Source organism: Myxococcus hansupus (assembly GCF_000280925.3).
GTDB lineage: Bacteria > Myxococcota > Myxococcia > Myxococcales > Myxococcaceae > Myxococcus > Myxococcus hansupus.
Window position 1 is genome coordinate 6,712,678 of record NZ_CP012109.1, and the last position, 13,299, is coordinate 6,725,976.

Annotated in this window: 10 protein-coding genes; 4 read left to right on the forward strand and 6 right to left on the reverse strand. The window is 70.9% G+C overall.

All coding sequences use genetic code 11. From position 1 onward, the window contains the following. Positions 1-16 precede the first annotated feature (16 nt). From A176_RS26085 to A176_RS26095, 3 genes are read right to left on the reverse strand one after another with little or no spacing between them, the layout of a single operon-like run. Positions 17-829, reverse strand: a complete 813-nt coding sequence (locus A176_RS26085) for an outer membrane lipoprotein-sorting protein (RefSeq protein ID WP_002638228.1) — start codon at positions 827-829, stop codon at positions 17-19. Continuing rightward, entirely contained in the window at positions 826-2,136 is a 1,311-nt protein-coding gene (locus A176_RS26090; RefSeq protein ID WP_002638229.1) for an ABC transporter permease, read from the reverse strand. Before A176_RS26090 ends, A176_RS26085 begins: the two co-directional genes overlap by 4 nt. 4 nt (positions 2,137-2,140) lie before the next feature. Continuing rightward, the gene (locus A176_RS26095) at positions 2,141-4,207 is read right to left on the reverse strand and encodes an FtsX-like permease family protein (protein WP_002638230.1); all 2,067 of its coding nucleotides are present in this window, start codon (positions 4,205-4,207) and stop codon (positions 2,141-2,143) included. Between the two features lie 163 nt (positions 4,208-4,370). Here A176_RS26095 and A176_RS26100 point away from each other — a divergent pair, with 163 nt between their 5' ends. After that, positions 4,371-5,903, forward strand: a complete 1,533-nt coding sequence (locus tag A176_RS26100) for a class I SAM-dependent methyltransferase (protein ID WP_002638231.1) — start codon at positions 4,371-4,373, stop codon at positions 5,901-5,903. A gap of 165 nt (positions 5,904-6,068) precedes the next feature. On the opposite strand, the gene A176_RS26105 is transcribed toward A176_RS26100, so the two are convergent. Genes A176_RS26105 through A176_RS26115 form a run of 3 tightly spaced genes read right to left on the reverse strand, consistent with a single transcriptional unit; the run spans position 6,069 to position 9,555 of the window. Further along, positions 6,069-7,568: a class I SAM-dependent methyltransferase gene (locus tag A176_RS26105; RefSeq protein WP_002638232.1), complete on the reverse strand. Its 1,500-nt coding sequence runs from the start codon at positions 7,566-7,568 to the stop codon at positions 6,069-6,071. A 14-nt stretch (positions 7,569-7,582) separates the two neighbouring features. Next, positions 7,583-8,605 (reverse strand): ABC transporter permease, encoded by a 1,023-nt coding sequence (locus A176_RS26110; protein ID WP_002638233.1) that lies wholly within the window; start codon positions 8,603-8,605, stop codon positions 7,583-7,585. After that, positions 8,605-9,555, reverse strand: coding sequence for an ABC transporter ATP-binding protein (locus A176_RS26115; protein ID WP_002638234.1), 951 nt, complete (start codon positions 9,553-9,555; stop codon positions 8,605-8,607). Before A176_RS26115 ends, A176_RS26110 begins: the two co-directional genes overlap by 1 nt. Positions 9,556-9,669: 114 nt before the next feature. On the opposite strand from A176_RS26115, the gene A176_RS26120 reads away from it, so the two are divergent. The 3 genes from A176_RS26120 to A176_RS26130 are packed head-to-tail and all read left to right on the forward strand — an operon-like array spanning position 9,670 to position 13,056. Next, entirely contained in the window at positions 9,670-10,491 is an 822-nt protein-coding gene (locus A176_RS26120) for a lysophospholipid acyltransferase family protein (protein ID WP_044889491.1), read from the forward strand. Then, a complete protein-coding gene (locus A176_RS26125) occupies positions 10,488-11,435 on the forward strand; it encodes an NAD-dependent epimerase/dehydratase family protein (protein WP_002638236.1) in 948 nt (315 codons plus the stop codon). The genes A176_RS26120 and A176_RS26125 overlap by 4 nt, the downstream gene beginning before the upstream one ends. Positions 11,436-11,472: 37 nt before the next feature. After that, a complete protein-coding gene (locus A176_RS26130) occupies positions 11,473-13,056 on the forward strand; it encodes a bifunctional 3-(3-hydroxy-phenyl)propionate/3-hydroxycinnamic acid hydroxylase (RefSeq protein ID WP_002638237.1) in 1,584 nt (527 codons plus the stop codon). Positions 13,057-13,299: the final 243 nt, after the last annotated feature.

Below are 13,299 nucleotides of genomic sequence, written 5' to 3' on the forward strand. Positions count from 1 at the left end.
GGGCGGGGTGCGCGGCCTAGCGCACCCGCCCTTCCAGCCATGTCTTCGTGAACATGTTGGGGCTCAGCGCGCCCAGCACGACGTCGTCGTAGCGCACCGTGAACTGCGAGCCCGTCGACTCCTCGACCTCGAGCACTTCCTTGTAGGGATAGACGACCTTCGCGGCCAAGGGGTCCTTGATGGCCTGGTAGCTGCGAATCACGTCGGAGCGCAGCACCCGCCCGGACGGCGCGTAGCCAATGCGCTTCACGATGTTGAAGTTCGGGTCCACCCAGAGCCGGAGCTGCTCGAAGGACACGAGCCGCCCGCTCTTCACGGTGAGGTGGAGCTTGCGGAAGGAGGTGCCGCTGACGACCTCCATGCCTTCGTCCTTCACGTCGTAGTTCTCCGCCAACTGCGAGCGGTCGAAGTCCTCTTCACAGGAGACGGTGTTGACGATGTTGCCTCGCTGGGTGGTGCGCTGCCACTGCCCGGTGGAGGCCTCGTACTCCCAGAGGTTGCGGCCGATGCGCAGGTACCCGCCGCCCGCGAGGTGGCGGGGCTTGGTGACGTAGATGAGCAAGTCCCGCGAGGAGTCGCGCCGGTAGACCTCCAGCTCCATCAGGTGCTCGGTGCCATCCTTGCGCAGCTCGCGCAGACGCACCGTGCCCCGGTAGTCGCTCTGGAAGGACATGCGCGCGTCGATTTGCTTCAGCACCTCCACGGCCGAGGGCTGGGGCGCCGCGGTCGGCGGGGACGCTTTCTCCGCGGCAGAGGCCACCATCGGCGCGGACAGCAGCAGGGAGAACGCGGCGGCGAACCCGTGGAGGGATGCGGAGAAGTGGCTCACAAGGACTCCATGGCGGACCGGGGTGACAACGAGGCGGCACGGAAGGCGGGCAGGACGGCCGCGACACCCGCGGCGCCCGTGACGAGCACCACCGCGAGCACGACCGCGCCGGGCCCCGCCTCCAACGGCAGCGTGGAACTGAAGAACAGATTCACCAGCGGCGCGGGCAGCGCCACATGGCCTCGGAGCAGGCCGCAGAAGGCCCATGCCAGCGAGGCGCCGCTCACCGAGCCCACGAAGCCGAGCAGCAACCCTTCCAACAGGAAGAGCCCGACGACGGAAACGCGCTGCATGCCCATGGCACGCAGGGCGCCAATCTCGCGCGTCCGCTCGCGCACGGCCACGCTCAGCGCCATGAAGAGGCCCACGACGATGACACCCAGCACCACCATCCCCAGCAGCACCGACAAGGCGGCCAGGCCGTTCGTCACGAAGGACAGGAACGCGGACTCGTCCTGCCACGTGCTGACGTCCAGCCGCTGGCCCCGCCAACCCTCGCGCAGCATGGGCCCCAGCTTGTCACCGTAGGCCTCGTTCAGCGCGGGGAGCACCTCGAAGCCCGAGGCGCGCAGGGCGTCGCGCCACGTGCCGCCCAGCGCGTCCGGGTCATCGGGCCGCGCCTCCACGGAACACACGAGCTGCAACACTCCCGCGGAGCCCGGGCGGTACCCCTCCAGCTCCCGCAGCGTGTCGTTGGAGACGAGGATGCCGGAGGAGCCGCCCAGCAGTCCGGCGTTCTCCAGGATGGCGACGACCTCCACGTCCACGGCGTTGCGCCGCAGCGAGCCCGCGGGCTGGGCGAAGAGCGTGGCGATGTCCCCACGTCCGACCTGGAGCCGCTCGGCCACCGTGGAGGAGAGGACCACCGTGCGGGCCTTCGCCAGCGCATCCAGGCTGCCTTCCTTCATGCGGAAGCCGCCGTGCGCGCCGCGCTCTCCCGCCACATCCACCGAGACGAGGTACGACTCGAAGCGGCGGCGCCCCACGCCCACGGTGGCGCGTCCGCGGCCGCGCTCGCGCAGCGCGCAGCCTTCGGGCACCAGCGGCGTCACCACCTCACGCACCCGGACCGCGTCCCCCATCACCGGGGCGATGCTGTCGGGGTGGACCTTGAAGTAGCCGCCGACGTTGAGCTCTCCACTCAGGAAGGTGGCGATGGCTTCCCGGTGCGAGGCCGCGACGCCCGCGGTCAGCGCCACCGACAGCACCAGCACGCCGCTGGCGCCCGCGACGATGGCGAGCAGCAGCAGCGCCCGCTCCCGGTGAGCGAACATGTTGCGCAGGGCCAGCAGGAACAGGGTGGGCATGGCGTCAGTCCTCCCGCTTCCGCATGGCCTCGATGGGGAGCACCGCGCTGCCACGCCACGCGGGCACCAGCGAGGCTGCCACCACCACCGCGCCCACCACCGCCACCACCACCAACCCGGCCGTGGCGGACAGTTGAGGCATCAGCACATTTCCACCCATGAAGACCTGGAGCGACTCGTCTCGGACCGGGATGCCCTGGCCCACCACCAGCCGCAGCAGCGCGACGCCGAGCCCCACCCCCAGGCCCGCGCCCAGCACGCCCAAGAGCAGGCCCTCGCACAGCAGCACCGTGAACACCTCCCGGCGCTGCATGCCCACCGCTCGCAGCGTCCCCACCTCGCCCACCCGCTCCCGCGCCAGCAGCAGCAGCGTGCTCCCGGAGACCATCACCACGAACAGCGACATCAGCGCGGCCAGCGCCAGCAGCACCACCTGGGTGATGCCCACCACGCCCGCGAGCAGGCCTCCCGCCTCGGACCAGTCCACCGTCGCCAGCGGTGCGCCGGTCTCCTTCGCCAGCGCGTCGATGCGCTCCGCGACGGCGTCCGCGTCCGCGCCCGTCTCGAGCACCAGCGCCGCCTGAAGGATGCCGCCGCCTCGCAGCGTTTCGGGGGTGAAGTGCTCGGGAAAGGCCTCGTGCCGAGCGAAGACCGGAGGCGCCGCCCCCGAGCCCTCCTGAGCGCCAGCCTCTGGCACCTCGATGATGGCCGCGGGCTGCAGCGCGAGGTCCGTGGGCGCCATGGGCTGGGCCAGGCCGAGCGCCTCGACATCCTTCCGGACCTCATCGTCCTCCGCCTGCGTCCTCCGGTTGGCGAGGAAGCGCGCGGTGACCAGGTCCAGGAGCCCGAGCGAATTCACGCGGCTGAGGTCCCCGCCCAGGCCCTTGAAGCGGAACGTCCCCCACACCCGCACCGGCACGCCCGTGACACCCAGCGAGCCATTGGGGCTCATCAGGACCAACGTGTCCCCGGGCCGCACGCGGTACAGCGGCAGGTGCGGCGCCAGCACCTCCTGGAACTGCTGGTAGCGCGCATCGAAGTTGGCGTCGTCCAGCGTGAGGAACTCGCGCAGCAGCGGCTCCACCTCGCCCGGATGGCCCAGCAGCGTGCCCAGGGCCTGGGCCACGGCCTGGGAGCGCTCCGCGTCCAGACGCGCCAGCAGGTCCGGCAGCTCGACGAGGCAGCGCTCCGCCACGGTGCGCAGGGATTCGTCCTGCGCGAAGGTGGCCCCGCGCGAGCGCTCGCGATGCAGCGTGTCCAGCAGCGCCGCCACGGGGAGCTTGAAGTGCTGCTCGTAGAGGCCCTGCCCCAACATCAAGCCCCGCTGACCTGGCGGCGGCAGGCTGCCACTGACGAGCTCGAAGCGGGGAAAAGCGCGGGGAAACAGCGCCAGGTCCGAGGCCAGGAACTCCACGTCGATGGAGGCCCCCTCGCCCACCTGCCTCGCCACGCGGTTCTCCAGGTACTCCAGCGTCTCCAGCGGCTCGGTCCGGAAGCGCTCCCAGAACGCCGGCTCCGCCACCGCCTCCAACGCCTGCCGGTCCTCCCGCGCCTCTTCCTCTTTCAGGAACGCGAAGGCCTCCGCCCGCCGGCCGTCATCACGCACCACGTCACGCAAGGTGCGCTCCAGGTCCGCGCCCAACACCGCCAGCCGGGCCTCGCGCGCCGCGGTGGCGGGCTCGCGCGCCACCGCGCGAATGGAAGACAGCTTCTCGTCCAGGTAGTTGCCGCGAAACACCCAGGCCCCGCCCACCTCGAGCGGCACCACCTCGCGCACGCCGTCCACGGCGCGCACCCGGGCCTCCACCTGGGCGAAGTCGGGAATGGGCTGGAGCTCGGGTGCTCCCCCGGAGTCCTGCACCACCACCGGTGTCCCCGTGGAGGTGGCGTTGTAGAGCTGGAGGTCGCCCGTTCCACTCTCGATGAGACTGCGACGCGTCCCGTCAGAGATGCCGCCCACCAGCGCGACGCCCAGTGTGAGCAGGAGCGCACTGCCCGCGGCCAGCAGCCCCACCACCCAACTCCGCGGCCGGGCCAGCACACCGTGGAAGGCGAAAGACACCAGCGCCACCGACGACTCCTCGTGATGCGGGCGCCCCACAGGCCGTGGACCCGGTGCCCGCAGGCACAATCAACCGGACAGCAGGGAGCAGGACGATAAAGAACCCTTCCAGGTGAGGCAAGCCGCCCCACCCCGTTGCGCCCACGGACGCGAAGGGTTGAAGCTGCCGTGCATGACGTCGAGCCCGAGAGCCCCCCTGGCGCAATCACTCCACTTCTGGGCCCGCAACGCCTCCAATGAGTCCGCGCTCCTTCAAGCCTCGCTCCGGCTGGGCCTGTTCGACGCACTCCCCGTGGAAGGCAGCGATACACCCAAGCCCCTCGATGTGTTGACGCAGGCGCTCGCCGTCTCGACGCGAGGGCTCCGGGCCCTGCTGGAGATGCTCACGAGCATGGGCTTCGTGCACATGGATGACGCACGGCGCTTCGCCTTGTCCGCGCAGACCGCCGGCATTCTCCGGAGCGAGCCTTTCCAGCAAAGGCTCTCGGCGGAGCTGCCCTGGTGGGAGCCGCACGGGCTGTTGGATACAGCCGTGAAACAGGGAGGCCCTGTCGCGCACGCCGGGCGGGACTGGGATGTGCTGGGCCACCTCCAGGCGCTCTTCCTGGACGCGCCGGCGACCACCGATTCGCCCGAGGCGGAGGACTTCTTCGACCGCTTCGCTCGCAGCGCGCCCCGTCACCAGGTGCTCGTCACCGCGGGCCGGATGGGCGTGCTGGAGCAACTGGCCTCGGCGCCCCGCACCGTGGAGGCGCTGGGCACACTCACGCAGACGAGCCCCCAGGGACTGCGCGTGCTGCTCGACGTCCTGGCTCGGATGGAGCTGGTGCGGGAAGACGGCGGCGCGTGGTCGCTGACTCCGCCAGCGCGACAGCTTTTGGACGGCAAGGCCCTGGCGTACCTGGTGCGCTCGCTGACTGTCTCGGCGCGCTACTGGGAGGCGCTGGGACGCCTGGAGGAGACGGTGCGCCATGAGCGCTTCATCCTGGACCTGAAGAATCCCGAGGTGAGCCAGAGCTTCTACGCGGACAACTCGAACCAGCTCACGGCGGTGTTCGCCTCGCACTTCCAGCTCAGCCGCCGCGCCGCTACGACGCTGGCGCAGACACGTCCCTTGGACGGCGCCCAGGTTCTCGACATCGGGACGGGCTCGGGCGTGTGGGGCTCGGCCTTCGCCAGGGCCACGCCCACCACCCATGTCACCTACTTCGACCAGGCTGTCGTGCTCGAACAGGTGCAGCGCAACGTCCAGGCGCTGAAGGTGTCGGACCGGGCGCGGCTGTGGCCGGGCAACCTCTTCACCCATGACTTCGGGGAGGCGGACTTCGACGTCATCATCCTCCCCCAGGTCCTCAATGTGCTGCTCCCGGACATGCTGCCTGGCCTCTTCGCCCGCGTGGCGAAGGCGCTCCGGCCCGGCGGCGTGCTGCTCATCGCGGAGTATGTGCTCAACGAGCGCCGCGACGGGCCGCTGGACCACCTCTACTTCGGGCTGCGGCGCTTCATGACGAACGAGGGCGACCTGCTGTCCGCGTCCGAGTACGCACAACTGCTGTCGGCCGTGGGCCTGACGCAGTCGGTCTGCATCCCCCTGCCGACGCAGGAGCTCATCTTCGCCGCCCGCCCGGGCGTGACGCTCCCGAGCCAGCTCGCGTCCACGGAGTCCGAGGCCCGCCCGGCCAGCACGGAGGCCCGCGGCGCCTGAGCCACGCCGGGGCCGTGCCCAGGCCAGCGCGGCCCCGGAACGCTCGCGCTTTGAAGCCGCGCGTCGACCTCCGCGCGAGTCACCCCGAGGAGGCGGCGTCGGCCCACGCGACATCGCCACGGTGCGCGATGACGACACGCGGGATGGCGGGGCCCCCCGCGCGAGTCACCCCGAGGAGGCGGCGTCGGCCCACGCGACATCGCCACGGTGAGCGATGACGACCTGCTGGATGGGCATGTCGAAGCCGCGCGCTTCGGTGAGGCCCACCGGCGCCAACAGCGCGCGGAACTCCGGGAGCGACAGGACGTCGCCCTCGTTCGTCACATACCGGCGCAGCGAGAAATAGAGCGCGTCCAACGGACCGTCACGGCGGTCCGTCAGCAGATAGCCGGAGATGAGCAGCAAGCCCCCGGGCTTCAACGCACGCGCCAGCCTGGCGAAGAAACCAGGCAGCTCCGCCGGAGGCAGCGCGGGGATGATTTGCGGCAGCAGGATGACGTCGAAGCAGGACTCGCCGTAGTCCACCGACAGGCAGTCCCCCGCCCACAGCCGCGAGCGCGCCTCCAGCTTCAGCTTCGCCAGATGCGGGCGCACCGCGTCCAGCACGTGCGGCGAGTCCAGGTAGGTGACATGCGAGGACGGGTCCGCCAGCCCGAAGGCCGCGCCCCACACGCCCGAGCCAGTGCCCACGTCCAGCACCCGCGCCTCCGCCAGCGGACGCATCTTGCGCACCAACGCAGCCGCCTGCCGGCTCAACCGCAGGTGCGAGGCGAAGATGCTGGAGATGCGCGAGGCGTTCTCCTGGTAGATGCGCCGCGCCGTCTCGGGCTCCCGCAGGTCCAACCGGAAGCGCTGCTCGCGCACCGCCTCGTCCAGGTGACCCAGCGCCTCCCAGTAGGCCAGGGTCGCGGGCAGCGCCCGCTGGAAGTACGGAAGGCTCTGCGCGTCCAGCGCGCGCCCAGCGGCCTCCGTCAGCCCCCAGCCGCCCTCCCGCTCCTGGGCAATCCCCATCGCCGCCAGGGTGCCGAGCAGCACCGCCAGCGCCTCCGGCACCGCGTCCACCTCCCGCGCGAGCACGTCCAGCGGCGAGGCCCCTTGGACGAGCCGAGCCAGCACGCCCAGCTCCGCGCTCGCCACCAGCGCCAGCGTGCGCGCGGGGTTGCGCGCGAACCGGTCGTGGAAGTCCCGGGCCTCCGCGTTCGGGAACGACGGCGGTGGCGCCAGGAACAGCGCGCGGTAGGCGCCGAGCAAGTCCCACTCCACCCCATCCCACGTCACGGGCGCGCCGCCGCGCACGGCCTGGGGCAGCAGCGCCAGGACATGCCACCAGCGCCGCGCCTCCCTCAGCCCGGCGACGAAGGCCGCGTCTCGAAGGAAGGCCGCGGTCGCCGGGGGCAACACGTACCCTCGGCCGTCCTCCAAGTGGATGAAGCCCAGGGCCACCAGGGGCTCCACGACGGCGCGCACGCCCCGCGAAGCCCCACCCACCTGCTTCACCAGCGCGGCCAGCGAAGCCGGCTCGGCGGTGCCTGCTTCCGGCAGGTGCTCGAAGAGACCGAGCGACACGGCGGCCTGGAGCGCCGCGGCCTCATTGCTGGCGTCGCGCGCGTGGAAGTTGAGCTGCTGCACGAAGGCGGGAGACGGCGCGGGAGTGGATTCGGACACGAAGCAGCGCTCCTTTACGTCCAGCGGAACAAGCGAAGGGCCAGCACCAGCGGCAGCACGGTCCACGCGGCCAGCACCGCCATGGGCGTGGCCAGCGACAGGAGTCCCGCGCCATCCAACATGACGGCTCGCAGGGAGTCGTTGACAGCCGTCAGCGGCAGCAAGGCGATGACGGGCTGCAGCCATGACGGGAAGTTGTCCGACGCGAAGAAGACGCCAGACAGGAACATCATCGGCATGGACACGAGGTTGACGAGTCCCCCCATGGACTCCTCGCTCCGCGCCCGGATGGACACCAGCACCCCCAGCGCGGCGAAGCACAGCGAGCCCACCAGCCCCACCAGGGTCAACGTGGCGTAGCTGCCGAACATGGGCACGCCGAAGAGCCACCGGGCGAAGGCGCAGAAGAACAGGACCTCCACCAGCGCGAACACCGACCGCGCCAGCATGAAGGACAGGAAGAAGTGGGAGCGGCGCATGGGCGTCGCGGACAGCCGCTTCAGCAGCCGGCCTCCGCGCATGCTCACCAGCGAGCCCGCCACCACCCACAAGCTGTTGGACATCAACGACAGCCCGAGCAACCCGGGGATGAGGAAGTCGATGTAGCGGTTCCCGGGCTCGGACACGGGCGTGGACTTCAAGGACGCGTCCGCATCCGGCGGAGCCGCCGCCAACGCCCGCGCCACCAACAACCGCGCGGTGCGGCCATCCTGCTGGCTGGGGTCCACCAGGGCCTCGGGCGTCTCTCCGGGCAGCAGCACCAACGCGAGCTGTCCGCGCGCCAGCCGCCTGCGCGCCGCCGCCTCGCTTTCGATTCCGGCCGACAGCTCCGGGACGTCCTTCAGCTTCTCCACCAGGGCCTGCGCCCCCGGCCCCTCCGCCACGGCGACCCGCACCGGGCCCAGCGTGTCATTGCGGAACGCGAGCCCCAGCATCACCGAGGTGACCAGGGGGAAGAGGAACGTCCAGAACAGCACCTCCGGCTGGCGCAGCAGCATGCGCAGCCGCATCAGCATCAACTGCCCCAGCGCGTTCATCAGGCCGCCTTCTCTTCCGCGGACTCGCGCAGCGAGCGGCCCGTCATGTCGATGAAGACGTCATCCAGCGTGGGGCGCCGGGTGGACAGGTGCCGCAGTTCACCGCCGCCCGCCGCCACCTCGCGCAGCACCTCTGGGAGCGCCAGGTGCAGCGCCTTCACCCGCACGGTGATGCGGCCCGAGTGGCGCTGCACCGCCACCACCGAGGCCAGCGGGCGCAGCCGCTCCAGGTCGGGCGAGGGCTCCGCCTCCAGCTCGATGACCTGCTCCGCCCCCAGCGAGGTGATGATGTCCCGCGGCGTCCCGCGCGCAATCACCCGGCCCCGGTCGATGATGACCAGCCGGTCGCACAGCACCTCGGCCTCGTCCATGTAATGCGTGGTCAACACCACCGTGCGCCCGCGCGCCTTGAGCTGCGTCACCACGTCCCACAGCGAGCGGCGCGACTGGGGGTCCAGGCCGGTGGTCGGCTCGTCCAGGAAGAGCACGTCCGGGTCCCCCGCCAGCGCGAGCGCCAGGGCCAGCCGCTGCTTCTGCCCTCCGGACAGCTTGCCCACCCGCGCCTCGCGCTTCTCCCCCAGTTGCACCATCCCGATGAGCGTCTCCACCGGCAGGGGCCGGGGATAGAAGGAGGCGAACAGCTTCACCATCTCCTCCACCTTGAGCTGGTCCACCAGCCGCGTCTCCTGGAGCGTCATGCCAATGCGCTGCCGCAGCACCGCGGCGTCCGTCGCCCAGCGCAGCCCCAGGAGGCGGACGTCGCCCGAGGTCGCCGGTTGCAGACCTTCGAGGATTTCCACGGTGGTCGTCTTGCCCGCGCCGTTGGGGCCGAGCAGGCCCACGCACTCGCCTCGGCGGATGTCCAGGTCAATGCCGTCCACGGCGGTGACGTCGCCGAAGCGTTTGACCAATCCCTTCACCTCGATGGCGAGTTCGTCCGGGTGTGTCATGCAGAGGGCCCTGGGGGAGCGCGCGCGAGTATGGCCCAACACCCGGAGGGAGCCCAACGAACCCCGTGTGGAAACCCGAGGGGCGAAACGCGCCGGAATGCTACGGTGCCAGACGTGGCCCTGACCGACTCATTGGATGCCCGGGTGGACCGGCTGGAATTGCCGTTCAACGAATTCGGCGTTGACCCGTACGGCATCTCCAAGTCCCATGTGAAACACGCGCTGCGCGTCTTTGGCGCCATCTACCGCTACTACTTCCGGGTGCGCTGTTACGGCGCGGAGAACATCCCCCCCAGGGGCCGCGCAATGCTGGTGGGCAACCACTCCGGCGGCGTGGCGGTGGACGGCGCCATGGTGCTCACCTCCACCATGCTGGAGATGGACCCACCCCGCCTGGCGCAGGGCATGGTGGAACGCTTCCTCCACAACTTCCCCGTCTCCTCCCTGTGGGCCAGCCGCACCGGCCAGTTCATTGGCCTGCCCGAGCACGCCAAGCGGCTGCTGGAGGATGACCGGCTGCTCATGATTTTCCCCGAGGGCGCCCGCGGGACGGCCAAGCTCTACAACGAGCGCTACTCGTTGGTGGACTTCGGCACAGGCTTCGTCCGCCTCGCGCTCCAGACGCGCTCCCCCATCATCCCCTTCGCCTTCCTGGGCGGCGGGTCGGCCGTCCCCACGGTGTTCAACGCGTACACCCTGGGCAAGCTGCTCGGCGTGCCCTACGTGCCGCTGACGCCGTACCTGCTGCCGCTGCCCATGCCGGTGCAACTGGACATCCATTACGGAGAGCCCCTCGTCTTCCACGGCACCGGGGACGAGGAGGACCACGTCATCGAGGGCTATGTGGAGAAGGTGAAGCAGCGCATCGCGGGCCTCATCGAACAGGGCCGCGCGCAGCGGCACAGCCGCCGGCTCGGAAGGAAGCTGCTGCCATGAGGGTGCTGATTCCTGGCATCTCCGGAGGCATTGCCCGCCAGCTCGCGCTGCACCTGCACGCGCGCGGACATCAGGTGGCGGGCATCGACACCCGGCCCTGGCCGGAGGCGGGCGAGGCCGGCATCCAGGTGTACCGCGGCGATGTGCGCAAGCGCGCCGCGGAGGATGTGTTCCGGCGCTGGCGGCCCGAGGCCGTGGTGCACATGGCCACCGTCACCGCCTTCACCGTGCCGGGCAAGGAGCGCGGGCGCATCAACCTGGACGGCACCAAGGCGGTGTTCGACCACTGCGCGGCCCACGGGGTGAAGCAGGTCCTCTTCGTGGGGCGGCACACCTTCTACGGCGCGGCGCCGGACTCGCCGCTGTACCACTCCGAGGACGAGCCCCCCCGCGCGCTGGAGGCCATCCCCGAGCTGGCGGACCTGGTGGCCGCCGACCTGTATGCGGCCACCGCGCTGTGGCGGCTGCCGAAGATGACGACGGCGGTCCTCCGCCTGCCCTACACGCTGGGCGCTCCGGGCACGGGCACGCTGTCATCCTTCCTCAAGGGCCGGCGCGTGCCCCTGGTGCTCGGGTATGACCCGCTGTTCCATGTCCTCCAGGAGGACGACGTCGTCACGGCGTTGACACTCGCGCTGGAGAAGCAGGTCCGGGGCATCTTCAATCTGGCGGGCCCCCCGCCGATTCCGCTGTCCGTCATCGTCCGGGAGACAGGCCGCACGGGAGTGCCATTGCCCGCGCCGCTCTTGTCCCTGCTGCTGGGCCGGGCGGGCTTCCCGCGCCTGTCCGTGGGCGCGCTGGACCACCTGCGCTTCCCCATCGTCGTGGACAACCGCCGGTTCCTGGACGCCACGGGCTTCGAATATCGCCACAGCGTGGCGGATACCCTGCGCATCTTCCGGGAATCCGCACCCATCCTCCCTGCGGGCGGCGCGGAACGTTAGACTCCCCTCCAGCGGGCCTGCTTCCGGGGGGAAGTCCATGTCAGCGGACGTCGAGGAGGTGGATGTCGTCATCGTGGGAGGCGGGCCGGTGGGCGTCCTCACCGCCAACCTCCTGGGACTGCAGGGCGTGCGGGTGCTCGTCCTCGAACGGGAGCACGCGCCCCACGGCCAACCCCGCGCCTTCTCCTGTGACGACGAGGCGCTGCGCATCTACCAGGCGGCCGGCCTCCTCGACGCGATGAAGCCCGGCCTGCGCCAGGGCCGGCACGTCACCTTCACCGGCGTGGGGGGCCAGCCCATCGCGCAGGTGCGACTGGGCGAGGTGGACTCCGGCTTCGGCTACACGCCCATGTGGTTCTTCTACCCGCCGCTGCTGGAGCGGGCGCTGCGCGAGGGGCTCTCGCGCTTCCCCGCCGCCGAGCTGCGCACGGGCACCGACGTGGAAGCGCTCGAGCAGGACGGCGCGGGCGTCACCGTGCGCTACCGCGAGCCCACCACGGGCGCGCGGCGCGCGGTGCACTGCCGCTACCTGGTGGCCTGCGACGGCGGGCGGAGCACCGTTCGCGCGTTGCTGAGCGTCCCCCTGGAGGAGCAGGGCGCGCAGGAGCCCTGGATTGCCATCTCCGGCACCGTGGCCGAGGAGGACGCCCCTTCCGAGTGCCACGTCGTCTGCGACCCGGAGCGGCCCGCCTTCCTCGGACGCGGGCCCGTGGGCCAGTTCCGCTGGGAGTTCCGCCTGCGCACCGGAGAGACGGGCGAGGAGATGATGCAGCCGGGCACCATCCGCCGCCTGATTGGCCCGTATGTGAATCCGGACCGGGTGAAGGTGGAGCGCGCGCAGCTCTACAGCGTCCGTTCCGAGGTGGCGCGGCACTGGCGGGTGGGCCGCACCTTCCTCGCCGGAGACGCGGCCCACCTGATGCCGCCCTTCCTGGGCCAGGGCCTGGTGTCGGGCCTGCGTGACGCGGCGAACCTCGCGTGGAAGGTGGCGTGGGTGCTCCAGGGGCGCGCCCCGGAGGCGCTGCTGGACACGTACACCGTCGAGCGCCGGCCCCACGTCCGCGCGCTGCTCGACGCCACGGCCCGCCTGGGCTCGGTGTTCAACGCGCGCAGCAAACCCATGGCCTGGGTGCGAGACACGGTGCTCCGGGGCCTCCAGGCGATTCCTTCCGCGCGCCGTTTCGTGGAGGGCTTCCCGCTCAAACCAGCGCCCTCCATCGAAGAGGGGTGGGTGCTGGGCGGCCGCCGCTCGGGCCGCAACGCCGCCGAGGGCAGCTACCTTCCGCAGCCCCGCGTCCGGTTCGCCTCCGGTGAGGAGCGCCTCCTGGATGACAGCCTGGGTCCGGGCTTCGCGGTGCTGAGCCGAGGCTGCCGAATGGGCAGCGAGGTGGGACGCGAGCTGGCGGACGCGCTGGGCGGGCGCGCCATCACCGTGCGCTCCGCGGGCGTGCCGGGCCTGGACGAAGACGGCGTGGAGGACCACACCGGCAGGCTGTCGGAGTGGTTCCGCCAGAATGGCGCGGACATCGCCGTGGTGAGGCCCGATCGCTTCGTCTTCGGCGCGGTGCCCCTCGCGCGCCTGCCAGAGCTGCGCACCGCCCTGGGCGTCGAGGACCCGTGAGTCAACGTGTCACTGTCTGGTGTTGCCACGACTGGGGCTTGGAAGACCTCGCGATGTAATGACTGACTCAGCGAGCCGCCCCAGCACAATGAATTGCATCTGTCCATACCCCCTCGGGGGGTTGCATTGAAGTCCGTGAGAAGCGCAGTCTTCCAACCCATCGCGCAGGGCCAACACCACGCGACCTTGGGGGAAATCGTTTGCAGCCATCACTGGATGCAGCGCTTCTCGACGCATTGGACC

Coding starts and splice junctions, on each gene's coding strand:
- A176_RS26090 (WP_002638229.1), bottom strand. CDS start 2,136: ATGCCCACCCTGTTCCTGCTGGCCCTGCGCAACATGTTCGCTCACCGG.
- A176_RS26100 (WP_002638231.1), top strand. CDS start 4,371: ATGACGTCGAGCCCGAGAGCCCCCCTGGCGCAATCACTCCACTTCTGG.
- A176_RS26110 (WP_002638233.1), bottom strand. CDS start 8,605: ATGAACGCGCTGGGGCAGTTGATGCTGATGCGGCTGCGCATGCTGCTG.
- A176_RS26115 (WP_002638234.1), bottom strand. CDS start 9,555: ATGACACACCCGGACGAACTCGCCATCGAGGTGAAGGGATTGGTCAAA.
- A176_RS26125 (WP_002638236.1), top strand. CDS start 10,488: ATGAGGGTGCTGATTCCTGGCATCTCCGGAGGCATTGCCCGCCAGCTC.
- A176_RS26130 (WP_002638237.1), top strand. CDS start 11,473: ATGTCAGCGGACGTCGAGGAGGTGGATGTCGTCATCGTGGGAGGCGGG.